The following is a 25669-nucleotide window of genomic DNA, read 5'->3' on the forward strand; positions in this document are numbered from 1 at the left end:
GGCTTAACGCGACAGCAAAATTTAACGTACCATAGGCCAAAACCGTCAATAAGGAACGACGACCATGGCCCACAAGAACCAGTTCCAACTGCTGGCCAGCCGCCGCTTTCTGCCATTTTTCCTGACCCAGTTTCTCGGTGCCTTCAACGACAATGTGTTCAAGAGCGCACTGATGGTGATGATTGCCTTCCGCCTCGCCGCGGATCAGGCCAATGCGCTGAACAACCTGGCCGCCGGTCTGTTTATCCTGCCCTTTTTCCTGTTCTCCGCCACTGCCGGCCAGCTGGCGGACAAGTATGACAAGGCCTTCCTGATCCGCCGCATCAAACTGGCGGAGATCGGTATCAGCCTGGTGGGTGTGGTGGCGCTGATCAGCGGCAGCAATACCCTGTGCCTGGCGGTGCTGTTTCTGCTCGGCGTGCAGTCCGCGTTTTTCGGCCCGATCAAGTACGCGATACTGCCGCAGCACTTGCGCAAGACGGAGCTGGTGGGCGGCAATGCCCTGGTGGAGATGGCCACCTTCGTCGCCATACTCGGCGGCACCATCGTCGGCACCATCCTGTCCGGTGCCAGCGATAGCGGCGGCGGCAGCGAGTGGATAGGCGGGCTGATTATTGCCATCGCGATCGTGGGCTACCTGGTCTGCCGCGTGATTCCGGACGCGGCTCCGCCGGTGCCGGACCTGAAAATCGATCTGAACCCGGTAAGACAAACTGCACACGTACTGCGCGAAGTCGCCAAGACACCGGCGATCTTCTACGCGATTGTCGGTATCTCCTGGTTCTGGCTGCTCGGCGCCGCCTACCTGACCCAGATACCCAGTTTCGGCAAGAACGTATTGGGCGGTGACGAACCGCTGGTGGCGCTGTTGCTGTGCAGCTTTACCATCGGTGTCGCCATCGGCTCACTGCTGTGCGAACGACTGTCCGGCGGCCGCATCGAACTGGGGCTGGTGCCACTGGGCGCCGCCGGTCTTACCTACGGCGGTATCGCCCTGTCGGTAATCGGCGGCAACCTGGCGCCGCTCGAGGAAGTCTCGCTGGCCGCCTTCTGGGGCAGCCCGGGCGCCCAGATGTTCCTGTTCCACCTGGCGCTGATCGGCGTTTTCGGCGGCCTCTACATAGTGCCCCTCTATGCAATGATCCAAGAGCGCACCGCCAAAGCCCTGCGCGCGCGGGTGATCGCCGTGACCAACATCATGAACTCGCTGTTCATGGTGGTCTCCGCAGTACTCGGCATCGTCTTCCTGAGTCTGCTCGACTTCTCCATCCCGCAGTTCTTTATGGTGATCGCGCTGATGAACGCGGCCGTGGCGATCTTCGTCTTCAGCAAGGTGCCGGAATTCGCTATGCGCCTGCTGGTGTGGCTGCTGTCCCACACCATGTACCGGGTCAGACACGAGGGGCTGGAGCAGATCCCCGCCGAGGGCCCGGCGATCATCGCCTGCAACCACGTCAGCTACGTCGACGCCCTGCTGCTCGCCGGCGCGGTGCGCCGCCCCATCCGCTTTATCATGTACAAGCCGATCTATGAGATCCCGGTACTGCACTTTATCTTCCGCACCGGCCGCGCGATCCCGATCTGTTCCAGGCAGAAAGACCCGGAAGGCTATGCCCGGGCGTTTGAAGAGATCGAACAGGGGCTGAAGGATGGCGACCTGCTGTGCATATTTCCCGAAGGCCAGCTGACCAAGGACGGGGAAATGCAGCCCTTCAAGGCCGGCATCGAGAAAATCCTGCAGAAAACCCCGGTGCCGGTCATTCCGATGGCGCTGCGGGGGCTGTGGGGCAGCTTCTTCAGTCACAAGGACGGTCACGCATTCACGACCTGGCCGAAAAGATTTTGGTCAAGTGTGAGCGTGGTCGCCGGCAAGCCGCTGGATGCCGATACGGCCAAGTCAGATCACCTGCACCAGGTAGTCCTGGGGTTGCGCGGGGAACGGCTCTGACAGTGTGAAAATGCAACACACACTTTGTTGTCACAAATCAAATAAGAAAATTGACCGAGACACTGCCACATGCAATTCATGAAGATATTCGTCGCCCCCCTGCTGGCACTGACTGCCACCGGCACTATGGCCGCTGAATTCACTAAGGGGCCATTGATCAGCCAGTACGGGGCTCATGCGGAAGTCAAACAGACACAGCCGTTGAGTGGAAAGGAATCCTTCAAGGTCGCTTTCGATGTTGCCGAGCAGGGCGAAACGGGGAAAGTGAACCGCAAGATCGAAAGTCTCGCCCGCTTCCTCAACATGCACACCAATGCCGGCATCCCCGCGGAAAATATCCAGCTCGCGCTGGTGGTACATGGCAAGGCGGGATTTGATCTGCTCGACGACGCCAATTACAAGGCTCGTTTTGACAGCGAGAATCCCAATGCCGCCCTGCTGGAGGCGCTGCTGAAAAACAAGGTCCGCATCATTATTTGCGGACAGTCGGCCGCCTATCATGGTATTGAAAATTCGCAGCTCGTTAACGGCGTGGAAGTCGCTCTGTCGGCAATGACCGCGCACGCGCTACTGCAGCAACAGGGCTACACCGTTAACCCGTTCTGAATGGACTGGTTAATGGCAGCCGCCGAGGGTTTATTGGGCTCCCCTCGAGCCGCGCCCAATAATTTCTCCGGCTCAGCCCCGGCGGACCTCGACCCTGTACAGCCCCCGCCAGGGTTCGACTCTGAACTCGACCGGCAGGAACTGCTCAATCAACCACATCACTGTCCGCGCGTGTTGGCTGACCTTGCGCACCAGGAATCGCGAAGTATCCCGAGCCTGCGCCGCGTATATCAGCAATTGGTCGCAAGCGTGAATATCCACGGCGGCCCCAGTTTCCAGTTCAGCGCGCAGCGCATAGCCCGCATCTGCACCCAGCCGCTCGGCGGGTACGCCGCGCTCCGCCACGCTCGCCGCCCCCAATACTGCATGCTCCGTTTCGGCGGCCAGCACTATGGCCCCGCCCGTGCCGAACGCATCGGCAGCCCCCAGCACTTTGACGCCGATCTGCATTGCCCCAAGATCGGCCAGGGCATCGCGGGCTGCCGCAGCCATACGCTCGGGAATATGTCGCGGCAGGTGCGCAACATGAGCCACGCCATTAATCTGCCGCAGAGCTCCGGGCTGTTCTGCCAGCAGCGGCCGCAGCGCGCCGCAAGGCTCCAGCTGCAAACTCACAGCCCCGCCTCCCTTCGGGTAGTAGCCATGGCGAACTGACTCGACACGCACCTTGACGCCCATACGCGCGAGCCAGGGCAGAAACACCATCAGCAGATAATCGACCGGCGGCGCCATCTTCACGTCCGTTCCGCCGGTTACCGTCAGCTCCACCAGTTTGTCGGCATGCAGCGCCACCGGTAGCAGGGCCTGCAATACCAGCACAATGCTCCCCGCAGTGCCGACATCAAAACGGTAGTCACCCCCACGAATACGGTCGGGCCTGTAATAAATTTCTGTCGCGCCGATTTCGGCCCCTTCGAGGGAACCGCCGGCGACCTCAGCCACGGCCCGCAGCGCTGTCAGGTGCTGCGCCATCAGACCCGGCTTGGCACGTTTCGCGCGGATATTTTCGAGTTGCAGCGGACGGCCGCTGATTGCGGCCAGTGCCACCGCGTAGCGGCTCAGCTGGCCACCGCCCTCGCCGTAGCTGCCGTCGATGACCAGACAGGTCAACGCATAACCTCCTTGAGTTGTTCCGGGTCAGGGAAAGATATTGACACTGATGGCCGAATCATAAATTTCGACGATCTTTCCTGGGTCACGGTCGCGTGCAGGGATCAGTACTGTGCCGTATGCACATCGCGGTTGATGCAACCGGCGGCAGTATGCTGCGCGACTAGAGCGACTCCACATAGAGAGTGCACAGCGTCCACGTTGACCGCATCGCCAGGCCGTACCTCGTTATTGAATGTTGAGCGCACGTTTTACCGATTCACCCCATGGCTCACTGGCGTAGAACCAGTGGCCATCCTGCCCTTCCCGCAGAATCGAACTTACGTTGGTTCTGTACCACTCATCTCGAGGACCAGGCAAGTACACCACAGCCCGCTGCGTGTCCGGGTCCCACACGTATCCGAGTGCGTACTTGAGTTGCACGGTGCTCCGTGGGACTTGAACCCAAAAATATACGACATAGCGCGCCAACCCAGCAGGCGGTTCCTCGATTACGCCTGAATCCCAGTCGGCGAAGTTTCCGCGCCACACGTTTGCACCTATGGCTTCCGCATCGGAGGTGTGGACAGGAGCCTTCAACCCCGGGCCGGTGATCGACAGCTCCACCGTGACTCCCTTTCCATAGGCCACATTCGTCATGGCCTGCATAATGACCAGCATCGCGAAGCAGAGGAATCCTGCCCTCATGTGCGCCTCCAAGCGGACTGAATCGCTAATCATTTTTATCTTAGCCCAAGCCGCCACATCTCCCGCGCCACGCATTTCTTGAGACTCTTCGGGGGGGAGAAGGTAAAGGAGCTTCGGGCTTGACGGCACCTCAGTCGGTTAGGCCGATGAGCGCGGAGAGGTTTTGCATATTCGATGTAAAATGAAGCCCCGCACGGGCGGCGAGGCTCTATGGAGAAAGGCGGAGGCTGAACTCCGCCACTGGCTGAGATATCGGTCGGTAAGCGCTCTTAATTGTCAGTCGGTATCCGCCCCAGATCACCTTCCATTTCCACAGTAAGGAAGGACATTACCACCCAGGCGGCGACATTTTGCTGCAGGATCTTCGGGTCCACCTTGTCCAGGGTGTCATTGGGCGTGTGGTGGTAGTCGAAGTAATCGCTGCCATCCTGGTAGAGACCGAAAGCCGGCACGCCCTGGGCGACGAACACACTGCTGTCCGGGCCGCCGCTGGATTTGTTGTTGCCGCGCTCGATACCGAGCGGTGCCAGCAGCTGCATCATCTGGTCGGCAATGGCGAACTTGCTCTCTGGCAGGCGGGTGTCGAAGCGCCAGATCTTGCCGGCGCCAAAGTCGGATTCGGACACCGCAAGGATGTTGTCGAGCTCGCTGCGGTGCGCTTCCACATACTGCTTGGCGCCCACCAGACCGATTTCTTCGGCGCCGTACAGTACTACGCGCAGGGTGCGACGCGGGCGCTGGGGGAGTTCAGCAATCAGGCGGGCGGTTTCCATCACGATGGCCACACCGGCGCCGTCGTCCAGCGCGCCGGTGCTCTCATCCCAGGAATCCAGGTGGGCGCCGATGATCATCACTTCTTCCGGTTTCTCACGGCCGGTGATCTCACCGATGACATTGAAAGACGGGCCGTCTTCCAGATGCTGGTTATGTACGTCGAGCTGGACCTGTACCGGTTTGCCACGCTTGAGCATGGCTTCCAGCAGGTTGGCATCCGGAGCGGACAGGGCCAACGCCGGTACCGGGCCTTCCACACCATTGATAGACATCATGCCGGTATGCGCAAAGCGGTCCGAGTCGGTGCCCACGGAGCGAATCAGCAGGGCTGCAGCGCCTTTCTCGGCAGCCGCGCGCATGCCCTTGCTGCGTCCGCCGACGGCCGGGCCGTAGCCCTCACCGGTGCGGGCGCGCTCCATGCGCTTGTTGATAAAAGCGATCTTGCCCTTCACTTTGCGCGCCGGCGCCTTGATCAGTGCTTCCACATCCGCGAATTCCACGATCTCGGCGGTGAGTCCACCTTCCGGTGTACCGACGCTGTAACCGAGGGAGGTCACCACCAGCGGCTGCGGAAAAGGTGCCACCACGCGCGCGTGGGCATGGCCGCGATTCCAGCGCGGCACTTCAATCTGTTCCGTGTAGACGCGATCGAACCCCAGCGCTTTCATCTTTTCCTGTGCCCAGGCCACCGCGCGGCGGTCGCCTTCGGAGCCGGCGGGGCGCGGGCCGACCTCCACGGTCAGGGATTCGACAATACTGTAGGCATCGGAGGACTCCAGCGCGCGATCGCGCAGTACTTCCGCAACAGACAGGTCCTCCTGGGTCAGCGGTTTGGCCTGAGCTGCGCTAACGGCCAGTGCCGCGATCAGCCCCCCGGTCAGGGTCAGCAATGGTCTGAACATGGTGTAATCCTTGGTTAATGCTCGTTGGATTATTATTTGGATTCTTTTTCGATTCCGGCGGCCAATAGACGGCGCCGCACATCGCGCAAACGCTCCAGTCCCGCTTCGCTAAACAGGTGGGGCGAACCACCGGTATATTCACTCTCTTCGATGTCCAGGCATTCCAGACGCAGTTGCTCCAGCAGCGGATCGTGGCGCATCGGGTAGCCGATGAGTACCCGCCACTCGTTATCGTCCGCCTGGCCGGCGATCACGTCTTCCAGCCCCTGGAGAAAATCCTGGCGATCCATGCGGAAGCGCGGCGTGCGCATATGCATCAGCCCCCAGATTATCAGGGCGAAGACACAAAAGGAAAGCAGCAGGGTTATCAGTATTGTCATTACCTCAGGCCTCCAGCAGCAGCTTGAATGCCACGGCGATGGTGGCGAGGATAATGACCGGCTTGATCAGCTTTGCCCCGCGGGAGATCACCAGGTTGGAGCCCAACCGCGCGCCGATAAACTGCGCCACCGACATGCTGATAGCAAGCCCCAGCAACAGGTGGCCACCGAGCATAAAGATCAGCATCGAAGTGCTGTTGGTGGCCAGCACCAGCGGCTTGGTGTGCGCGGTGGCCTTGCGCATGTTGTAACCGAGCAGTGCAGCGAATGCCAGCGCGTAGATGGAGCCCATGCCCGGGCCAAAGAAACCGCCGTAAAAACCAATGCCGCCGCCAACGAGTATGTTGAACGGGCCATTGCCCATACGCGGCGCGGCGTCCATGTCGGAAATACGCGGCGAAAACATAAAGTAGATGGCGATGGCGATCAGCAGAATCGGCAGCAGGGTTTGCAGCTGGTCACCGCCGAGCTGCGTCACGCTCCAGGTGCCCACTACCGACCCGGCAATTGCGGCTAGTAGCCCCGGCCACAGCGGGCGCAGGTCCAGGTGCCCTTTCTGCAAGAAATTGATTGTCGACGACAGGGTGCCGAATACGCTTTGGAATTTGTTGGTGCCTAGCGCGTCCAGCGGTGGTACGCCAGCCCACAACAGCGCCGGCAGGGTAATGATGCCGCCGCCACCGGCGATGGCGCTGATAAAGCCCGCGGCGAAAGCCACCGCGGTCAGTATCAGGTAGGTGATAAGGGAGAGGTCGCCGGTAAACTGCTCCACTTTTTCTGGTTCGCTATTTCTCTTGTTTATCCTCGACTTCTTCCACAAAGTCGGTCTGCTTTTCCGGGTTGCGGCCCTGGTACTTGCTGAAGCGGCGTTGTATCTCGCGCATATCCACTTCCAGTTCTCCGGTGGGGCGGTAGAGGGAATCGATGCAGATGCGCTTGTTGGGGAAATCCCAGGCGATGATCAGGATCGGCACTTTGGCCGCGTAGGCGATGCGCAGGAAACCGTTTTTCCACTTGGTCACCTTCTTGCGCGTGCCTTCCGGCGTAATGCCCACCCACATTTTTTCATTCTCGCGGAACTGGTTGGCCACCTGCTTGGCCATGCCACCCGGCGCGGCGCGGTCGGTGGGGATGCCGCCAAGCGCCATAAAGAGTTGCTTGAACGGGAAGAAAAAGGCCTCCTTCTTCATCATCCAGGAAATCTTGACCTTCAGCGCCAGAATAAAAGGCATGGCGACGACGAAGTCCCAATTGGAGGTGTGCGGAGCCAGCGCCACCATCACCTTCTTTTCCGGCGGAAACTCGCCGTCGAAACGCCAACCGAGCATTTTGACAATCAGCAGGCCTATGCACTTGGTAAACCAGTTGCCGATGCGCGGCACTTCTTCGGGTAGGTTTTTTGGAATGCTCACTTTGTTCTTTCTCTCAATTTACCACGTGGTCCGCGGTCTGGCCTTGCTTCCCGGCGGACCTGCAACCGGGGACTGTTTGCGGGACACGCCGTAAATCCATCCCTGGAGGCTTGTCGGCGAGGTCCCTCTCGCCAACAGTCCCGCAAACAGTCCCCGGTGTCAGGCCCTTCGCATTACGCTCAGTGCTCTCGCACCACGTAGTCAGTGCTCGCGCGTCGCGTAGAAACGAACGTCGGGGTAGCGCTCCTCCGCCAGCTGCAGGTTGACGCGTGTCGGCGCCAGATAGGTCAGGTGGCCGCTGCCGTCCAGGGCCAGGTTGGTGCTGGCCTTGCGCCTGAAGTTTTCCAGCTCCTTGGCGCTCTCACTGTCCACCCAGCGCGCGGTGTTCACATTTACGTTTTCGTAAACGGCTTCCACCTTGTATTCGTCTTTGAGGCGGTAAGCCACCACCTCAAACTGCAGCACCCCCACCGCACCGACGATGATGTCGTTGTTGTCCAGCGGGAAAAACACCTGGGTGGAGCCCTCTTCCGACAGCTGCTGCAGGCCCTTCTGCAGCTGCTTCAGTTTCAGCGGATCTTTCAGGCGTATGCGGCGGAACAGTTCCGGCGCAAAATTGGGGATGCCGGTGAACTTGAGCTGCTCGCCCTCGGTAAAGGTATCGCCGATCTGGATGGTGCCGTGGTTGTGCAAGCCGATAATGTCACCGGCAATGGCCTCTTCCACATGGGTGCGATCGCCGGCCATAAAGGTTACCGCATCGGCGATCTTCACGTCCTTGCCGATACGCACGTGTTTCATTTTCATGCCACGGTTGTAGGTACCGGAGCAGACGCGCATAAAGGCGATGCGGTCGCGGTGTTTCGGATCCATATTCGCCTGGATCTTGAACACGAAACCGCTGAACTTGTCTTCACTCGGTTCGACTTTGCGCTCGTTGGTGTCGCGAGACTGCGGACCCGGCGCCCACTCGACAAAACCATCGAGCATCTCGCGCACGCCGAAATTGCCGAGTGCGGTACCGAAGAACACCGGCGTCAGGTCACCGGCCAGGTAGGCGTCCAGGTCAAATTCATGGGTGGCGCCGCGCACCAGTTCGATCTCCTCGCGGATATCGTCGGCGTACTCGCCCAGCAGTGCGGTCGCCTCGGCGGACTCCAGTCCCTTGATCTGAATGTCATCGGGAATGGTGTGACCCTGCCCCTGTTTGAACACGTGGATAGTGTCCGTGTAGAGGTTGTAGACGCCCTTAAAGTTCTTGCCGGAACCCAGTGGCCAGTTGATCGGCGCCGCCTGGATATTCAGCACTTCCTCGATTTCGTCCATCACCTCGATTGGGTCGCGGATATCGCGATCCAGCTTGTTGATAAACGACAGGATCGGCGTGGTGCGCAGTCGGCAGACATTCATCAGTTTGATGGTGCGATCCTCGACGCCCTTGGCGCCGTCGATGACCATCAGCGCGGAATCCACCGCCGTCAGTACCCGGTAGGTATCCTCGGAGAAGTCCTCGTGGCCCGGGGTGTCCAGCAGATTGACGGTGCGCCCCTTGTAGGGGAACTGCATCACCGAGGAGGTCACCGAGATGCCCCGCTCCTGCTCCATGGTCATCCAGTCGGAGCGCGCGTGGGGGCCCTTCTTGCCCTTCACCGAGCCGGCCAGCTGGATCGCATTCCCGAACAGCAGCAGCTTTTCGGTCACCGTGGTCTTACCGGCGTCCGGGTGGGAAATGATTGCGAAGGTACGGCGGCCGTTGTAGCCCGCCAGGGATGAACTCTGACCCATAATCTAGATTTGGTAACTCGGCGTTGTGCGAAAAACAAGGCGCGCATTATACACGTCGGCAGCGGCCTAAGGGGGCTGGTACACTGCGGAATTTGGGCCCTGGAGCCAGGCCGAAACAGCGAAATTCAGGAGGTGAACCATGAGTCGGGAACGCTTACAGGCAGTGCGGGAAGAGCTGGCGCGACAGGGAGTGCAGGCCTTCCTGGTGCCGCGCGGCGACGAATACCAGAACGAGTATGTGCCCGCCGCCGACGAACGCCTGGCCTGGCTGACCGGCTTTACAGGCTCCGCCGGCATGGCGGTGGTCGGCGCGGAGCACGCGGCGCTGTTCGTGGACGGCCGCTACACCCTGCAGGCGCAGCAACAGCTGGGCGACCAGCCAATCGATCAGGAAAACCTGGACAACAGTGTCATCGCCGACTGGCTGTGTAGTCAGCTGAAAGAGGGGCAGTCACTGGGATATGATCCGCGCCTGCACACCGAACCCGGCCTCGCCCTGCTGAAGAAGCGCCTCGGCGAGCGCGATATCACCTTGCGCCCGCTGGAGCAGAACCCGATCGACGCCGCCTGGAACGACAGGCCGGCCACACCCTGCGGCCCGGCGCGCCCACACCCCCACACCTTTACCGGGGAGCACTCTAAAGAGAAACGCCAGCGCATCGCCGAATTTCTCGCCGACAAGCGCGCCGATGCCCTGTGGCTCCCCAACCCCGAGGTCTGCGCCTGGCTTTTCAATATTCGCGGCGACGATGTGCCACACCTGCCGGTGGCACTGGCCAGCGCCCTGCTCTACCGCGATGGCACTGCCACCCTGTACCTGGCTGAAGAGGCAGTCGGCGGGGCGCTGATCGAACACCTGAACAGCGATGTCGATATTGTCAGCGATAAGAACGACCTGTTCGCTGCCGCCAAACGCCACCATGTGTCGAAGGTCTGGGTGGATCCGCTGATCACTAACTGCTGGACGCTGCAGCAGCTGCGCGCGCTGGATATCGAACTGCTGCCAGAGCGCGATCCCATTACCCAGGCCAAGGCCTGCAAGAATCCGGTAGAGCTGGCCGGCTCCCGCGCCGCCCACGAACGCGACGGCGCCGCCCTGTGCGAGTTTCTCGCCGAGCTGCCGGATGCCGTTGCCGCCGGCGCCCCCGATAACAGCTTCGGCGAACTGGAGGCGGTGCAGCTGCTGCGCGCCAAGCGCGAGCAGCGCGAGGGTTTCCGCGATGACAGCTTCGACTCTATCTCCGGCTACGGCCCCAACGGCGCCATAGTGCACTACCGGGTCGACCGCGAATCGAGCCTGGCCCTAAAACCCGAGGGCATCTACCTGATCGATTCCGGTGGCCAGTACCCGGACGGCACCACCGATGTCACCCGCACCGTGGCCCTGGGAGAATTCCCGCAACTGGCGAAGGAGCACTTCACGCGCGTGCTCAAAGGCCATATCGGTATCGCCACGCTGCGTTTCCCCAAGGGCACCTGCGGCGAGCAGATAGATGCCTTCGCACGCAAGTCACTGTGGGACGCTGGCCTCGACTATGCCCACGGCACCGGCCACGGCGTCGGCAGTTTCCTCAGCGTGCATGAAGGACCGCAGCGGATCGGCAAGGCGAGTACCGGCGTCGCACTGCAGCGCGGTATGATCCTGTCGAATGAACCAGGCTTCTACCTCACCGGCCAGTACGGCATCCGTATCGAGAATCTGATCTTCGTGAAGGAGAGCGAGCACTACCACGACTTCCTCGAATTCGAGGAGCTGACCCTGGTGCCGATAGAGCGGAAACTGATCGATACGGACTTCCTGACCCAGCAGGAAAAAGACTGGCTGAACAACTATCACCAGCGGGTGCGGGAGACACTGCTGCCGCTGGTGAACAAAAAGACGCAAACGTGGCTGGAAGCTGCCACACGACCTATTGAGTGAATACGGAAATTCCGTTGCCATCCCCCGGACTCGATCCGGGGCCCAGCATCGGAACCCGGCGCGGACACCGGGCGCCGCCGGCGCGAGACTGCAATCATTGCGACAGCGTATCGGCGCATGTCCTGCGCCGCGGCGCTTAACGGAACGGCTACTGAGCCGGCAGTTTAATCCCCATCTCCTCGTCGGCGGCGCGACTGATAATATCCCGCCGCAGCCACCAGCAGGCCAGTGCGCCGAGCAACAGGTTGGCTGCAGCGGTGGCAGCGAACAGGCCGGTGATGCCCCACAACTGGTTGCCCAGCCAAGCCAGCGGCAAATAGATACCGAGCACGCGCAGGAAGGAAATCAGTGTGGCCGGCAGCGGCCGCCCCAAACCGTTAAAGGCCGCATTGGCGGACATCACGAAACCGTAACCGGCGTAACTGAACGGCACCAGCGTCAGGTAGGCGACGGCCACCGCCAAGACTTCCGGCGAGTCGCTGAACAACCGCACCAGTGGCTCGCCGACAAAATACAGCGCGACTGCCAGCGTCAGGCCGAAAGCCACGCAGAAGCGTGCCAACACACGGACGGTTTCGCGCATGCGCTCCACCTTGCCGGCACCGGCATTCTGCCCCATAAAAGGACCGACCACCGACGACAGTGCGTAGAAGACGATCAGCGCCACCGGCTCGATGCGCAGTGCCACCCCGAGACCGGCCACCGCATCGGCGCCGTGCACCGCCACCAGCGCCACCACCACGCCGCCGGCCATCGGGATAATCACGTTGGTGGCCACCGCCGGCAGGCCGACGGCCAGCACCTGGCGCCATGAAGCGAACAGGGAGTCCAGATTCCACCGCGGCGCCGCCATCAGGTGTTCGCGGCGGATCAGGAAATACAGGGCGGCGACAAAGCTGATGCCGCGCGCGATTACGGTGGACAACGCCGCGCCCTGCAGCTCCAGCCGCGGGAAACCCAGCAAGCCGAAAATCAGCAGCGGATCCAGGATCAGGTTTAGGACCGCCACTCCCACCATGATACGCCCGGTCAGGGAACTGTTGCCTATCGCGCGCAGTGACGACAGGGCCACCATCGGCACCACCGCGAACACCGCCCCCAGAAACCACGGCACCATGTAATCGGCGATCAGCGGCAGCATCTCCTCGCTCGCGCCGAGCAGCCGGAACAGCGGCTCGATAGTGGCGAGACCGATAACAGTGATACACACCGCAACCAGCAATGCCAGCAACGACGCGTCGGTCACCAGCCGCCGTACCCGCTCGTGATCGCCGGCGCCATAGGCCCGCGCCACCGCCGACGAGGTACCGGCGCCGAGGCCGATGGCGAAGCTGTTGATCACCATCACCACCGGAAAAGTAAAACTCATCGCTGCCAGCTGTGCCTTGCCCAGCTGCGCAACGAAGTAGGTATCCACCACGTTGAAGGACATGGTGGCGAGGATGCCCCACACCATCGGCAGGGCCAGGCGCTGCAGATGACCGGCCACCGAACCCTCGAGCAGAGAGGGATTATTTTTGGATAACACCATGAACAACTCTTCGTGGGAGATAGGAGTTTCCACCAGACTGCGGCGGACAAATAAGAATTTCGGAGAAGCGGCATTCTACCAGCAGCGCGATTGCGGATCATTGACAGTGGCCGCACCACTGCCGCAACCCGGCAGCCGTTTTAGCGGGAACGGCTCATCAACAGCGCGTCTTCGCGCAAACCAGCGTCGGCCGGGTAGTAATTCTTACGTACTCCGTCCTCGTGAAAACCCAGTTTGCGATAGAGGGACAAAGCGGCGCGATTGGAAGCGCGCACCTCCAGCAACAGGCGGCAGATTTCCACCGGCAAGCGCGCGATCAACTCGGCCAGTAGCGATTCGGCGATTCCGCGCCGGCGCCAGTCCGGGGACACCGCCACGTCGAGAATTTCGGCCTCATCAAACAGCAGCGATATCACGCAGCAGGCGATGACCTCCCCTTCCGCGGACAGCAGTAACCAGCACTGGTGGCCGCCTTCGAGACTGTCGCGGTACTGTTTTTCGCTCCACGGGTGGCTGTGGGCGCGGCGCGCCAGGTCTGCCATTGCAACAGAGTCCGCCGCACTGGCGGCGATCAGTTGGGCTCCGGGAATATCGAGCGAGGGGAATACGGGGGTCATTTAACCCTATTTTTTTCGGGGAGAGTGTGCTCGGGATAGGTCTTTTGCAGCAGTTGCCACAGGGCGCGCTTGCGTTGCGGCTCCTGCAGCAGTTGGCTCAGGCTCGGCATGGCGATCACGCGGATGCCGTTCCAGTCGTTTACCGGCTGCGCCAGCGGTACCGGTGCACAGAAATCGCGGGCCTCGCGCCCCATCAGCCAGATCGACTTCACCGGGCGGCGTGCACTGGCCGCCTCCAGCCAGCTGGAACAGGTATCGCGGGCCTCGGAAGCGTCGGCAGCGGGGCCAAAGCGGTTCTCCGCCAGCGGCCAGCGCAGCCGATCCTGTTCGCGCGGCAGCTGATGCCAGCCCAGCGCGCGGGCGATATTGTTGAAGAGTGCCTCTACCGGCAGCGCGGCGCCCGGCTCGCGGCTGTCCACGGCCAGCAGCTCTTCACCCAGCCACCAGCAGCTGAGCACAAACGGCTGCACTTCCTGGCGCGGCGGCGCCACCTGGGTCACCGCAGCGGCCTGCGTCGCGGGTTTAACCCTGGTCTGCTCGGTGATAGCGCCGATATCGCGCAGCACCTGCGCTTCCGTGGCCCGGGCCTGTGGCGCTGGACCCGCCTCTGCGGGGGCGACCACCATCTGCGCCGCGGACTGCGGCAATGGATTTGCGACCGCTGCGCGCATCTGCTGTAGCGGCGTTGCGGGTTCAGGTTGCGCAGCTTCCTGAGGCGGCAATTCCGCCTGGCGCGGCTGCGGCGCGAGCGGCAGCACAAAGCGTGGCATATAGCTGGCCACGCCCAGGACTGACAAATATTCCGCTCGCTGCAGTTCGTTCACTTACACGCCTTTCTTCTTGCGCTCTCCGCTGGCGAGCAAGTTTAACGCATCCAGGTAGGCCTGTGCGGAAGCGACGAGAATATCGGTATCGGCACCGACACCATTGACCAGCCGGCCATCCCGCTCCAGGCGCACGGTCACCGTGCCCTGGGAGTCGGTCCCCTGGGTGACCGCGTTCACAGAGTAGAGCTTCAGCTCGGCCTTGCTGTCCGCGATCGATTCGATGGCCTTGAAGGTCGCGTCGACCGGGCCGCTGCCGTAGGCCTCGGCGCGGTGCGACTCGCCTTCGATCAGCAGACGTATATGCGCCTGCGGCAGGGTACCGATCTTGCTGCGCACTTCGAGATCTTCCAGCTGGAAGTGCTCCACCGGCGCTTCGACGCCGGCCACCAGCGAGTGCAGGTCCTCATCGAAGATTTCGTGCTTTTTGTCCGCCAGCTCTTTGAATCGCTCAAAGATCAGCTGGAATTCACCGGCATCCTCAAAGTGGATACCCAGCTCCTCGTAACGCGCCCTCACCGCGGCGCGACCGGAGTGCTTGCCCAGCACCAGACGGTTGTGTCCCCAACCAACATCTTGGGCGCGCATGATTTCGTAGGTCTCGCGATGCTTCAGCACGCCGTCCTGGTGAATGCCGGATTCGTGCGCGAATGCGTTGGCACCGACGATCGCCTTGTTCGGCTGTACCGGGAATCCAGTGATGGAGGACACCATGCGCGAGGTGGGGACGATATGCGTGGCGTCGATCTGGGTTTCCACCGGATAGAGGTCCTGGCGGGTACGCACCGCCATTACGATCTCTTCGAGAGACGCGTTGCCGGCGCGCTCGCCGAGGCCATTGATGGTGCACTCGACCTGGCGCACGCCATTCATGACGGCGGACAGGGAGTTGGCGACAGCCAGCCCCAGATCATTGTGACAGTGCGTCGAAAATATCGCCTTGTCGGAGTTGGGCACACTCTCGATCACGCGCTTGAACATGGCCCCGTACTCGCCCGGCTCGCCGTAGCCAACCGTGTCTGGAATATTGATGGTGCCGGCACCGGCGTTGATCACCGCCTCGATGATGCGATACATGAATTCCGGTTCGGAACGACTGCCGTCCTCGAGGGAAAATTCCACATCGTCGGTAAACTGTCGCGCAGTCTTCACCGCCTCGACCGCCTGGCGCAACACATCCTCCGGCTCCATCTGCAGCTTGTACTTCATATGGATCGGCGACGTGGCGATAAAGGTGTGGATACGCGAGGCGTTGGCGTTCTTCAGCGCCTCACCGGCGCGGATGATATCTGGCCCCACGGCGCGGGCCAGGCTGCACACGCGGGAATCCTTTACCGCTTCGGCGACGGCCTGTACCGCCTCAAAATCGCCGGGGCTGGCGATCGCGAAACCGGCCTCGATCACATCGACGCGCATACGCTCCAGCATACGCGCAATGCGGATCTTCTCATCTTTGGTCATGGAGGCGCCGGGGCTTTGCTCGCCGTCGCGCAGAGTGGTATCAAAAATGACTAATTTATCTTTATTTGTACTCATTTTGGGCTCATCTCCTAATCTCGCCCGAGGCTAAACAGCGGCCGCGCCGCTGTCTACGCGCGAAAAAAATACAGTGTGGAATTCTGCCGGAAGGTATGGGAATAAAATTATATGCCGCAGCGCGGCAGTCGCAGCGAGAAAGCTAGGGCGCGATAGAGGTGCCAGGAATTGAAATGTTCAGTTTGCATGGCAATTGCTGCGCTGGATTGGAGTTTCGGCATTATGTGCCGCAGGAAGCCCGAAGGTCAACATGCATCCTAATAAACGCAAAAATAATCACGCTTATTAGGATGAGAGTCTCGCCAGCTGAAGGTTTTGCTGCTAAAAAGCTTTTGCAGCGGCGAAAGCTCGGGCGCCTTCAATCGGCAGAAGGAACCGGATCAGACGCCCCGCACCCTCCCAGCTTTGCCAAAAACGCCCACAGCTGGCTGCGCAACTGCTCCACCTCCTGCGGAGAAACAGCGGATGCGTCGAGCTGTCGCGCCACCCATTCCTGCGCACGCGGCTTGAGTCCGCGGCCGGCATCGGTGACTTCCACCAACGTCACGCGCTCGTCCCGGGCCGCCCGGCGGCGCACGACCAGGCCGCGCTGCTCCATGCGCTTCAACAGCGGCGTCAAGGTTCCGGAGTCCAGCATCAGGCGCCCACCCAGGGCGCCGACACTGACATCGGCATCCTCGCGCTCTCTCTGCTGATCCCACTCCCACAGCACCAGCAGCACCAGGTACTGGGGATAAGTGATGCCCAGGTGCTGCAGCATCGGCTGGTAGGCCCGGGTCATGGCCCGCGATGCCGCATACAGGGCGAAGCAGAGCTGGCGATTCAGCGCCAGCGCCCCGTTGTCGTCGTCGCAGATTGCCATCAGAGCAGCTGCTCAATTTCTGTTTCCAGCGCCTCCGGCTTATCTTTCGGCGCAAAGCGCTTCACCACCTGGCCATCGCGACCGATCAGGAATTTGGTGAAGTTCCATTTGATGCCCTCGGTACCCAGAATACCCGGGGCCTGCTTCTTCAGCTGCACGAACAGCGGATGCGCACCTTCACCGTTCACCTCCAGCTTGGCATAAACGGGAAAACTGACACCGTAGTTAAGCTCGCAGAACTGCTGGATTTCGTCATCGCTGCCCGGCTCCTGCTTGCCAAACTGGTTGCAGGGAAAGCCCAGCACAGCCAGCCCGCGGTCCTTGTACTTGTTGTGCAGCGCCTCCAGCCCCTTGTACTGCGGAGTGAAGCCACACTTACTGGCCGTGTTAACGATCAGCAGCACCTTGCCTTTGTATTCTTCCAGCGAGGAAGTGCTGCCATCCGCCGCCTGAACCGGAATCGAATAAAGTTCGCTCATGGAGTTTCTCCCACTCAATGCAATTAGATTGTGCACAATCTAATTGCACAAAATACAAAATGCAAATTTTCTTAATGAAAGAAGAGCCTCCCAGGCTTTATTATGAGAATAATTATCAATAATATTATGCACCAAATTACCAACGCCTTTTGCGTCAACTAAAAGGACAATCCATGCGCGTCACACTGCATCTGGCCCGCCTACTACTGGCGATGTTCGCCCTAACCATTACCCCAGTGCTGGCCCAGCAGCCGGATCTCAATGAACAGGAACTGCGCCAGCTGATGCAGATGGCGGAATACATTGGCGTCGATTACTCGGAAGCGGTGGAGAAGGGAGAAATCATCAACGCGGACGAATACGCGGAGATGGAGGAGTTCGCCCAGCTGCTGGTCGATCGAGGCGAAAAGCTGTCCGCCGCCCCCGACGCCGAGACCATCCGCCAGGAGGCAGCGGCCTTGCAGGCGGCCATCCAGCGCAAGGCCAGCCTCGCCGAAGTGCAGGTCCACACTGCCAATCTGCGCCAGGGGCTGCTCTCCATCGCCCCCGCACTGTCACTGCCGCAGCAGTTGCTCAGTGTTGAGGAGAGTCGCGCCCTCTACCAGAGCCAGTGCATTGCCTGTCACGGCACGGGTGGAATGGGCGACGGCCCGCTAGCAGCGCAACTAGAGCCCGCCCCCACGAATTTTCACGAACGCGAACGCGCGGAGAACCGCTCACTGCTGGGACTCTACGATGCCATCAGCAACGGTATCGACGGAACCGCGATGACTGCGTTCAGTAATTTGAATGAACAACAGCGGTGGTCGCTGGCATTCTACGTCGGCGGCCTCGCATTCAGCGGCGAACAGGCCGACACATCGAGCAGTGAGCTGACCTTGGCAGATCTGGTGATGTACAGCCCGCAGGTGTTGGGCAACGACCGCCCGGAAGTGCCGGCCGAAATCGTCGCCGCCCTGCGTGCCGACCCGACACCGCTGTTTGCCAAGAGAGATGGCGAGGGCAGCAAACCTCTCGACACCGCGCGCAGCCAGCTGCAAAAGTCCCTCACCGCCTTCCAGCGGGGTGACTACGCCAGCGCCCGCACCCTGGCAATCAGTGCCTACCTGGACGGCTTCGAACTGGTGGAAGGCACTCTCGATTCCCACGATACGGCACTGCGCAAATCGATCGAGCGCGACCTGCTGGGCCTGCGCGCAAAACTCAATACGAAGAGCGATCCGCAGGAAGTCGAACAACAGGTGGCTCTGATACTGCAGCGTCTCGACGAGGCCCAGGCGCAGCTCGAGCAATCCAACCTGTCCGGCACTGCACTGTTCCTGGCCAGCCTGATTATCCTGCTGCGTGAAGGCCTGGAAGCACTGCTGGTGGTCATTGCACTGACGACTATCCTGATCAAAACCGAGCGCGGCGACGCGCTGAAATATGTGCACTTCGGCTGGATCGCCGCCTTTATTGCCGGCTTCGCCACCTGGCTGGCTGCGCAGCGGCTGATCACCATCAGCGGCGCCAGCCGCGAGGTCATGGAAGGTGTCGCAGCACTGGTCGCCGCCGCCGTGCTCTTCTATGTGGGCTACTGGATGCACAGCAAAACCCACGCCCAGGGCTGGCAGAAATACATCCGCAACAGTATCGACCGCAGCCTGACCACCGGTACCCTTTGGGGTATTGCCGCCCTGGCATTCCTGGCGGTTTACCGGGAAATTTTTGAGACCATCCTCTTCTACCAGGCGCTGCTGACCCAAACCTCGGCCGGCCAGTACAGCGCCCTGTGGGGTGGCGTTGGCGCCGCAGTGGTGCTGCTGGCATTCCTCGGCTGGGCAATGGTGCGCTACTACGCACACCTGCCGATCGGCAAGTTCTTCTCGGTAACTACGTTTATCCTGCTGGCGCTGTCTTTCGTCCTGGCGGGCAAGGCAATCGCCGCACTGCAGGAGGCCGCGCTGATTAGCATGACGCCGCTACCGGTATCCTTCTCGTTCGACTGGCTGGGCATCTATTCCACCTGGGAAGGTATCTGCTTGCAGGCCGCCATCCTTGTCGCCGCCGCGTGGATCTGGCTGCGCGGCCGCCGCCCGGTGACGACCGGAGAGACCGTCAAGGCATAAAAAAATACCCCGCTTCGGCGGGGTATTTTTTTGTCTGTCCGTTTTTACTTCTCGCCTGTACTCAGCGCAGTTTGAATCCCAGCTCCGCCTCAATCTGCGCACGCGTCCACAGGCTCCAGTCCGCTGCACCCTGTTGCGCTTCGTTGTCGACCGACTCCACAATCCCTCTACTCAGGGCCGGCCACGCCAGCACCGCCGGCGACGCCGATTCCGCGAAGCTGAAGAAGAGTTCCGGGGCCGGCAGTATCCGTTGCAGGCTTTGCAACAGCGGCTGCCAACCGAGAGGCAAAATGGCTTCCGCCAGCTTCCACGAAGGGGCCGGCGCCTTGGCGGCCTGCGCCACCAGATAGCGGTAACGCACACGCGCCGCCGTGAGCAACTGCTCGCTCGCGAAATGCATACAGCCGTCAACGCGCCGCTCGGCACAGAGCAAACAGCTGCCCTCGGGAAGAGCCAGCTGCTGGGCGTCATCCGCACTCAGGTGCCAGCCGCCCTCCTCAGCCGCACAACCACAATGGGGGCAGGCATGCTCCACCGCGTCGGCGGGCAACTGCAACGGCAGACTGTTTACCCCCGGCCGCCAATAGCAGGTGGAATCGGCGAAATAACTATCGCCGTGACTGCGCACGTGAGAGGTGAATTCAAACCTGGCGGCACTGGCACCTCGCCCCGCTGCCGCCTCCAGGCAGGCTTTGCACAGTGTGAAAGGGCCCTGTCCGTGCGACTCGTTTATCTGCTTGAGGTCTGTCCCGACCCAGGCGCTGCGTGATTCGCTCTGCAGCGCACCACAGCACGGAAATACATGGACCAGGGAATAGAAGTCACGGCGCCTTCGTGGATCATCCAGTTCCGGGGCATCGGTACCGAATACCATTACCGGGTGTCCCCGATAGCGCCAACCGGCAGAGCAGGAATCCAGATCGCCAATACTCACCTGCAAGCCGGACTGCAGCTCGCGCGCGAGGGCATTCCTGTCCACCGCTGTCGATACCGCGTCACTATCGCCAGCCGCCGCAACCTCATCGGTAGGGTCATCCGCTACGGCGACGTCGATGTCCGCAGCAACATCCGCCGGTACTGGCCCACTCGCACTGGGCGCCGATCCGCGCAGTTTTGCCAGAGCCTGTTTCCACAGTGCCACTAGATGGCCTCCTCTAAAATTCTATGAATCTGCGCTTCCGAGTTGGTAATTACCCGAAAGGCAACCCGTTTGGATTTTTCCGGGTCCTCACTGCCGTCCGCCCGCAGAACCGGGCGCGCAGACGAGTAACCAACTGCGGCCACCAGCGCCAACATGCCGGGCACTTCATCGGCGGGAACAAGTCCGTGCACGAAGTGCAGGACCTCGCGCGAACGGTTCTGCGACAGGCGCAGATTATTAAAGTAATTCTCTCTCGAACTGCCCCCGGCTCCCCACTCGGAACTCGTATGCCCCTCGATGTGAATTGCCCTAATGGAACCCAAGAAGGGCTTCAGCGCGGCGATATAGCGTGGGAAAAAGCTTTCCATCACCCGCTGCGCATCCTCGTTCATCTCCGCGGCGCCGGTGGAAAACATCGCGTCGGAGTTATTGAAAGCAATAATCAAACGATCCTTATCGATCGTCGCCCCCCAGCGCGGAAGGTCACTTTCAAACTCGTGCATCAGTGTCTGGTAAATCGCCAACTGGTTATCGCGGTAGGACTGCGCCAGTGCCCGGATCTTTTCCCGTTCCTCCATCATCGAGCGCATCATCACAATGGAGATGCACAGGAACACCATCATCAACCCCGCCATCAGGTCGGAGACGCTCAGCCATTCACTCTCTTCGCTGGATCCGCGTCTGGCGGAGAGACTATTCAGCATAATCAGCTTCCCGCACCTGTAGGCGCCGCATCTGCGCCAACAGTTTCTGGTAGTCACGCGTGAAGTTACCGCTGACCGTTGCCAGAGCCTCCCCCATCGCCGCAAGCACCTGTTCTACCTGCGCGGCCATCACCCGATCCATCTGTTCGTACTGGCGGCGGATCGAAACGTCCGCATCCTTGAGCTCTTTCCGTATAACCTCTGCCAGTGCCTGCAACATCTCTCTATGGGTAGCGGCAATCATCTGCGCCAGTTCCCGCATCGACTCACGGTGGCTCTGCGCGGACGCATTGACCAGATCCTGCATCGCCTCGGGGTCGAGTGCCTTTAGGTTGTCCAGCGCCGAAGACAAATGCTGGAAGCGCTCGGCGAGGGACTGGGTCTGGCTCTGCAGCACCGCGTTGATGGCCGCGAGGTTTTCGTCGACTCCTTTTTGCGCCGCCACAACGCCCTGCGACAACTGCTCGATATTCTGCGGCAATTGCGGCACCAGCGCTGCCAACTGCTGCACTGATTCGTGTTGTGCTCCGAGTATTCGCGCCAGCTGATCCGTCTGCTGCCCCTGCCGCTCGAGCAACTGGTCCAGCCCACTGTAGAGCCTGGGCAACTCCGCGATGCGGTCGTACATCTCCTTCAGCACTGTCTGCTGATTGATCAGCGTCTGCTGGCTCTCGTCACAACGGCGGCTCCAGGACTCCACGCGGTCGGCATGTGCCCGATACTCGCCGGCAGCAGTCGCCAGGGCCGGCTGCAAGTCGGCCAATTGGGTGCAGAAACCCTGTAGATTGTCCCCGAACTGCGACTGTATCCGCAGATTGAACTCGGCGACCACGTTCTCCAGCCGGCTCACCAGTTCTTCACTGGTCCGCTGGGTAAAGCTCTCCAAAGCGGTATGCAGTTGGAGCAGGTTATTGTTCAGATCGTCGATGGTGGCCGCACCCTGTACCGGGTCTGTGGGCAGGCGCAACATGCGACTGAACACACGCAGCAGCAAAGACAGTGCCAGGCCAATTACGCTGGTGATAAAGGCCGTTTTCAGCCCCGCCATCAGATCGGCAATACTGCGATCGATCTCTTCCAGCGAGAAGTCGTACAGGCCGATGATGATGCCGATAAAAGTGCCGAGAATACCGAGAGAAGTCAGGAAGCCTGGCCCCTGCTCCACAAATTCACGCCCGCGCCCGATAAATCGCAGGATCAGCGCCAGCGCAAAAATTGCCAGCATCAAAACAAGGAATCCGTCGGTGACCGCCGCAGGGGTCAGCGACAAGAACACCTGATGTAACAGTCCCGACATTGTCTAAACCTCAGAGAATTTCTTTAACGCAAGCTCGTGATAGAAAGCACCGCTGGGCAGCTTGCCATGGCCCTGGCCCGCAAGCTGCAGACGCGGCAATGCACGGATGATTTCTGTCACATTCGTGAAATGCGATTTGTGTTCACCGAGCGGAAACTCCTTTACCAGAACGCGCTCGTTCGCCTGCACCTCAAAAACAGAGGGACGCTGTGCGAGCCGCTCCCGTTTGCAAAACACAATATGCAGCAGCCCGCTGGGTTTCAGCTTCGACAGGAGGAGTTCGCTCAACACCAGAGCCTCCTCCGGACTGTAAAAACTCAGCAGGTCCCAGGTAAGAATCGCATCGCAGGGTTCCAGATCGGCAAACTTGGCGAATGCGGAGCGAATCGCCTGGCAGCCCTCTTCACCACGCTGCTTGCGCCACTGGATAGCGGCGTGTAAATCAAGCACGAATAATTCGCCGGCCTGCTGCTGCAAGGCACCGATATTGCGCCCGCTCTTTGGGCCACAGTCCATCACCCGGCTGACCGGCGACTTACGCGCGGACTGCATCGCACTGTCCAGTCCAACCAAAGACAGCGCCTGGCCAACGTCGGCCGCGGAAAAATAGTTCGTCACATCCGAAGCGGTGCCAGGTCTGACCTTGCCCGCCGGCGCACCGCTATCGTATTCAAAAAAATACTCAAACAGGTCCTTGCGCATACCCTGGCGCTTTACCAGAGAGTTACTCAGGTTAAAGCGTCCGAGGCTCTGCATCAGGGCTACTGTGGAGTGCCCCTGGTAGGCAACACAGGGATATTCCGGATCGTCGGCAGTTTCGTAGGTAAAGTCCCGCAACAACTTGAATTTAGCCGGCCTCTTTGGCGCCGTAGCGCCGGTATAAATCATGGCGTGCAACAAAGTGCCGCGCTTTAGATTTGGTCGCAGCAGCTCGATCAGATAAGAAATCAGTTCCGGAGTCAGGAAGTTCAGCAGGTCCCAGCACAGAATGACATCGAACTTTATCTTTTCCGGCTTGCTGACCAGGTGGCTCTTCAACGCCGCCTTGAGATCCGACGACTGCTGGTTATCGGCGAAAAATTCGATCAGGTCTTCGATATAGCAGGGACAGTTCATCTGCAGAAATGCCTGGGTGGAACCAACAGCCAGTGGCCCCAGATCCAGAATGCGATATCCCGGCTGAATGATTTCCTGATTGAGCGCTGCCAGGCCAAAAGAGTGATGCTGCATACATCTCGTCTCGAAACACCACATTAAGGCAACGGACGAGCGGTGCCTTCAGACACCGCTCGCCGAATTGCCCGGGGACCGATATTAAGCTTCGGTTTCCGCTTCCAGGTCCGCCTCGGCGTAGTCGGCAGCAGCGGAAGTGGAGAACAGACCGCTGCTGGAGCTTGCAGCCTTGGTCACGCCTTCGGCGTCACGCGGCGGCAGGCTCGGGTGAACCAGCTTTTCCTTGAATTCATTGATGCGCTCTTTCATTTCCGCATCGGTGTCTACCATGTCCATGGAACCGCGGAACTTACCGCCGTCATCCAACTGAATACGCGGAGCGGTCAGATTGCCCTTTACCACAGCGGTGCGACGGATTTCGATCAGCTCTTCCGCCAGCGCATCACCGGTAAGAGCACCCTCAACAGTGATGTTCTTCGCATGAATATTGGCATTCAGCTCACCGCCTGCACCCACGGAGAGGTTGTGTCCCTCCATGATCACAGTGCCCTCGATTGTGCCTTCGATATGGAGGCTCTCATTACCGATCAGTTCGCCGCGGAATTTAATGTTTTTACCGATCACGGACTTCTCAAAATCATCGCCCATATGGGAGCCGCTCTGCGGGGCGGAACTGCCCTGGTCCATAAAGCCGTCCAGAAAGCTGTTGGAGCTCTCGTCGTTAGACTGTTGCTCATCGTTTGCCATGTTGTACTCCTCATTAGGGATAGCTGGTTGGGTGCCCCATTTGCCATACATCACACAACCAGGGCATTTATTCTTTCGCCATCTTCGCGGCGATATAACCGTTCGATGATAAGGGGCAGAGCGACAACTGACATGTCGCAAAAGTCATTTTTTTACGTGGTACTGCCGTGTTTTTGTCTGAGGTGTGACTTTTTTCACAATTTGGCGAGGAACTTCGGTAGGGCTTGGGAGAGGGAACAGATCAAGAATTTATCAGGCCGGTACAACCAATAGACAGATCGTGGAAAATTCAGACTGTGGGCAACCAAGCCGCTTCCCACCCTAAGGTCGACATGGGCGCGCACCCCCTTTCTGCTTCGGCGGCCACATCCACAACACAAAGCGCTTCCCGCCATTGAAGCTGCGTGGCGCAAGTTCAGTCGCAGCAGAATATCGATTTATGCGCGGCGGTGCTTGTCTGTGTTATTCACAGAATTCTTGGACAGAGCTGTGCATAACTCTGGAATATCGACGACAAGGCCCATGACTGCGCAAGTTACCGAAGCCGTATAAAAAAACCGCACCTCACGTAAGGGAACAGCGATGTCAAACAGCGTGCATTCTACTTTTCCAAAATTTACGTAACCCCTTAATTGTCAACGGAATTTTTATTTTTTGTGGCAGCTATATCGCAGCTTACCTGCACAGTTTTCCGCGGCCCGGCAGGCTTCACTTTCGAATAACCAAAAGTCCTATACGACGGATGGAAGTCAGCCCTGTTACTAACAGAAAGCTTGGACAGACCTGTGAATAAGTTTGGGATATCGCGATTGCCGCACGTGGTTACGCCAGTTCGGTGAGCAGGGTAAAAAAGCAGCGGTTGGTTAGCGGGCAGTTCTGCAGAATCCTAGCTGCAGCGCATCCGATAATTCTACTGATAGATGGTAGATATGCCGTCACTCCTTCCGAGCGTGAAGCCATCAATACAAGGCCCTCTCACCTGCCCGCACAGGTCTCTGTTGCCAGGAACGGATGTGCGATGCCGTAAACGAAAAAGGGCCACCCGTTTGGGTGGCCCTTTCTTTTATTTAGAAGTCCGTATGTAGGGGCGACTGGCTTTTGTGTTGCCTTCCATGGCGTAGCTCC

At 60.1% G+C, this 25669-nt stretch carries 22 protein-coding genes; 4 read left to right on the forward strand and 18 right to left on the reverse strand.

Annotated elements, in window-relative coordinates; genetic code table 11:
* Positions 1–64: 64 nt before the first annotated feature.
* Both BUC36_RS12020 and BUC36_RS12025 read left to right on the forward strand, forming a co-directional pair.
* Positions 65–1948 (forward strand): MFS transporter, encoded by a 1884-nt coding sequence (locus BUC36_RS12020; RefSeq protein WP_073275430.1) that lies wholly within the window; start codon positions 65–67, stop codon positions 1946–1948.
* Positions 1949–2017: 69 nt separating this feature from the next.
* Positions 2018–2554, forward strand: coding sequence for a DsrE family protein (locus tag BUC36_RS12025; RefSeq protein WP_073275432.1), 537 nt, complete (start codon positions 2018–2020; stop codon positions 2552–2554).
* Between the two features lie 72 nt (positions 2555–2626).
* On the opposite strand, the gene rtcA is transcribed toward BUC36_RS12025, so the two are convergent.
* The 7 genes from rtcA to prfC all read right to left on the reverse strand — a co-directional run bounded on the left by rtcA (position 2627) and on the right by prfC (position 9604).
* Entirely contained in the window at positions 2627–3664 is a 1038-nt protein-coding gene (gene rtcA, locus BUC36_RS12030) for an RNA 3'-terminal phosphate cyclase (RefSeq protein WP_200797263.1), read from the reverse strand.
* 228 nt (positions 3665–3892) lie between these two features.
* On the reverse strand, positions 3893–4351 hold the full coding sequence (locus BUC36_RS12035; RefSeq protein WP_143186969.1) for a hypothetical protein: 459 nt from the start codon (positions 4349–4351) through the stop codon (positions 3893–3895).
* 269 nt (positions 4352–4620) lie between these two features.
* Positions 4621–6027 carry a M20/M25/M40 family metallo-hydrolase gene (locus BUC36_RS12040; protein ID WP_073275435.1) on the reverse strand — a complete coding sequence of 469 codons (1407 nt, stop codon included), beginning with the start codon at positions 6025–6027 and terminating at the stop codon, positions 4621–4623.
* Positions 6028–6059: 32 nt separating this feature from the next.
* Positions 6060–6407, reverse strand: a complete 348-nt coding sequence (locus BUC36_RS12045) for a hypothetical protein (RefSeq protein WP_073275437.1) — start codon at positions 6405–6407, stop codon at positions 6060–6062.
* A 4-nt stretch (positions 6408–6411) separates the two neighbouring features.
* A complete protein-coding gene (locus BUC36_RS12050; RefSeq protein WP_073275439.1) occupies positions 6412–7179 on the reverse strand; it encodes a TSUP family transporter in 768 nt (255 codons plus the stop codon).
* 13 nt (positions 7180–7192) lie between these two features.
* Positions 7193–7819 (reverse strand): lysophospholipid acyltransferase family protein, encoded by a 627-nt coding sequence (locus tag BUC36_RS12055; protein WP_234994980.1) that lies wholly within the window; start codon positions 7817–7819, stop codon positions 7193–7195.
* A gap of 201 nt (positions 7820–8020) precedes the next feature.
* On the reverse strand, positions 8021–9604 hold the full coding sequence (gene prfC / locus BUC36_RS12060; protein ID WP_073275443.1) for a peptide chain release factor 3: 1584 nt from the start codon (positions 9602–9604) through the stop codon (positions 8021–8023).
* A 139-nt stretch (positions 9605–9743) separates the two neighbouring features.
* On the opposite strand from prfC, the gene BUC36_RS12065 reads away from it, so the two are divergent.
* Complete coding sequence (locus BUC36_RS12065) at positions 9744–11525, forward strand: aminopeptidase P family protein (protein ID WP_073275445.1); 1782 nt, start codon at positions 9744–9746, stop codon at positions 11523–11525.
* 148 nt (positions 11526–11673) lie between these two features.
* Here the strand turns inward: BUC36_RS12065 and BUC36_RS12070 are convergent, their stop codons facing one another.
* The 6 genes from BUC36_RS12070 to BUC36_RS12095 all read right to left on the reverse strand — a co-directional run bounded on the left by BUC36_RS12070 (position 11674) and on the right by BUC36_RS12095 (position 17374).
* Positions 11674–13056, reverse strand: coding sequence for an MATE family efflux transporter (locus BUC36_RS12070; RefSeq protein ID WP_073275448.1), 1383 nt, complete (start codon positions 13054–13056; stop codon positions 11674–11676).
* 140 nt (positions 13057–13196) lie between these two features.
* Positions 13197–13673 (reverse strand): ribosomal protein S18-alanine N-acetyltransferase, encoded by a 477-nt coding sequence (gene rimI / locus BUC36_RS12075; protein ID WP_084535955.1) that lies wholly within the window; start codon positions 13671–13673, stop codon positions 13197–13199.
* Positions 13670–14497, reverse strand: a complete 828-nt coding sequence (locus tag BUC36_RS12080) for a hypothetical protein (RefSeq protein WP_073275450.1) — start codon at positions 14495–14497, stop codon at positions 13670–13672. Before BUC36_RS12080 ends, rimI begins: the two co-directional genes overlap by 4 nt.
* On the reverse strand, positions 14498–16033 hold the full coding sequence (locus tag BUC36_RS12085) for a 2-isopropylmalate synthase (RefSeq protein ID WP_073275452.1): 1536 nt from the start codon (positions 16031–16033) through the stop codon (positions 14498–14500).
* A gap of 358 nt (positions 16034–16391) precedes the next feature.
* The gene (locus BUC36_RS12090; RefSeq protein ID WP_073275454.1) at positions 16392–16895 is read right to left on the reverse strand and encodes a MarR family winged helix-turn-helix transcriptional regulator; all 504 of its coding nucleotides are present in this window, start codon (positions 16893–16895) and stop codon (positions 16392–16394) included.
* Entirely contained in the window at positions 16895–17374 is a 480-nt protein-coding gene (locus tag BUC36_RS12095; RefSeq protein ID WP_073275456.1) for a glutathione peroxidase, read from the reverse strand. Before BUC36_RS12095 ends, BUC36_RS12090 begins: the two co-directional genes overlap by 1 nt.
* 173 nt (positions 17375–17547) lie before the next feature.
* Between BUC36_RS12095 and BUC36_RS12100 the strand changes: the two genes are divergently transcribed.
* Complete coding sequence (locus BUC36_RS12100) at positions 17548–19482, forward strand: cytochrome c/FTR1 family iron permease (protein WP_073275458.1); 1935 nt, start codon at positions 17548–17550, stop codon at positions 19480–19482.
* 61 nt (positions 19483–19543) lie between these two features.
* On the opposite strand, the gene BUC36_RS12105 is transcribed toward BUC36_RS12100, so the two are convergent.
* The 5 genes from BUC36_RS12105 to BUC36_RS12125 all read right to left on the reverse strand — a co-directional run bounded on the left by BUC36_RS12105 (position 19544) and on the right by BUC36_RS12125 (position 24544).
* Positions 19544–20623, reverse strand: a complete 1080-nt coding sequence (locus BUC36_RS12105; RefSeq protein ID WP_073275460.1) for a hypothetical protein — start codon at positions 20621–20623, stop codon at positions 19544–19546.
* Positions 20623–21327, reverse strand: a complete 705-nt coding sequence (locus BUC36_RS12110; protein WP_073275462.1) for an OmpA/MotB family protein — start codon at positions 21325–21327, stop codon at positions 20623–20625. Before BUC36_RS12110 ends, BUC36_RS12105 begins: the two co-directional genes overlap by 1 nt.
* On the reverse strand, positions 21317–22624 hold the full coding sequence (locus tag BUC36_RS12115; RefSeq protein WP_073275464.1) for a MotA/TolQ/ExbB proton channel family protein: 1308 nt from the start codon (positions 22622–22624) through the stop codon (positions 21317–21319). Before BUC36_RS12115 ends, BUC36_RS12110 begins: the two co-directional genes overlap by 11 nt.
* A gap of 3 nt (positions 22625–22627) precedes the next feature.
* Entirely contained in the window at positions 22628–23854 is a 1227-nt protein-coding gene (locus BUC36_RS12120) for a hypothetical protein (RefSeq protein ID WP_073275466.1), read from the reverse strand.
* 84 nt (positions 23855–23938) lie between these two features.
* Positions 23939–24544 (reverse strand): bactofilin family protein, encoded by a 606-nt coding sequence (locus BUC36_RS12125; protein ID WP_073275468.1) that lies wholly within the window; start codon positions 24542–24544, stop codon positions 23939–23941.
* Positions 24545–25669 lie beyond the last annotated feature (1125 nt).

Origin of the sequence: Microbulbifer donghaiensis (genome assembly GCF_900129095.1) — a bacterium.
In the GTDB taxonomy this organism is placed as follows: domain Bacteria; phylum Pseudomonadota; class Gammaproteobacteria; order Pseudomonadales; family Cellvibrionaceae; genus Microbulbifer; species Microbulbifer donghaiensis.

Coding starts and splice junctions, on each gene's coding strand:
- BUC36_RS12020 (WP_073275430.1), top strand. CDS start 65: ATGGCCCACAAGAACCAGTTCCAACTGCTGGCCAGCCGCCGCTTTCTG.
- BUC36_RS12025 (WP_073275432.1), top strand. CDS start 2,018: ATGCAATTCATGAAGATATTCGTCGCCCCCCTGCTGGCACTGACTGCC.
- BUC36_RS12035 (WP_143186969.1), bottom strand. CDS start 4,351: ATGAGGGCAGGATTCCTCTGCTTCGCGATGCTGGTCATTATGCAGGCC.
- BUC36_RS12040 (WP_073275435.1), bottom strand. CDS start 6,027: ATGTTCAGACCATTGCTGACCCTGACCGGGGGGCTGATCGCGGCACTG.
- BUC36_RS12045 (WP_073275437.1), bottom strand. CDS start 6,407: ATGACAATACTGATAACCCTGCTGCTTTCCTTTTGTGTCTTCGCCCTG.
- prfC (WP_073275443.1), bottom strand. CDS start 9,604: ATGGGTCAGAGTTCATCCCTGGCGGGCTACAACGGCCGCCGTACCTTC.
- BUC36_RS12065 (WP_073275445.1), top strand. CDS start 9,744: ATGAGTCGGGAACGCTTACAGGCAGTGCGGGAAGAGCTGGCGCGACAG.
- BUC36_RS12070 (WP_073275448.1), bottom strand. CDS start 13,056: ATGGTGTTATCCAAAAATAATCCCTCTCTGCTCGAGGGTTCGGTGGCC.
- rimI (WP_084535955.1), bottom strand. CDS start 13,673: ATGACCCCCGTATTCCCCTCGCTCGATATTCCCGGAGCCCAACTGATC.
- BUC36_RS12085 (WP_073275452.1), bottom strand. CDS start 16,033: ATGAGTACAAATAAAGATAAATTAGTCATTTTTGATACCACTCTGCGC.
- BUC36_RS12090 (WP_073275454.1), bottom strand. CDS start 16,895: ATGGCAATCTGCGACGACGACAACGGGGCGCTGGCGCTGAATCGCCAG.
- BUC36_RS12095 (WP_073275456.1), bottom strand. CDS start 17,374: ATGAGCGAACTTTATTCGATTCCGGTTCAGGCGGCGGATGGCAGCACT.
- BUC36_RS12100 (WP_073275458.1), top strand. CDS start 17,548: ATGCGCGTCACACTGCATCTGGCCCGCCTACTACTGGCGATGTTCGCC.
- BUC36_RS12110 (WP_073275462.1), bottom strand. CDS start 21,327: ATGCTGAATAGTCTCTCCGCCAGACGCGGATCCAGCGAAGAGAGTGAA.
- BUC36_RS12115 (WP_073275464.1), bottom strand. CDS start 22,624: ATGTCGGGACTGTTACATCAGGTGTTCTTGTCGCTGACCCCTGCGGCG.
- BUC36_RS12120 (WP_073275466.1), bottom strand. CDS start 23,854: ATGCAGCATCACTCTTTTGGCCTGGCAGCGCTCAATCAGGAAATCATT.
- BUC36_RS12125 (WP_073275468.1), bottom strand. CDS start 24,544: ATGGCAAACGATGAGCAACAGTCTAACGACGAGAGCTCCAACAGCTTT.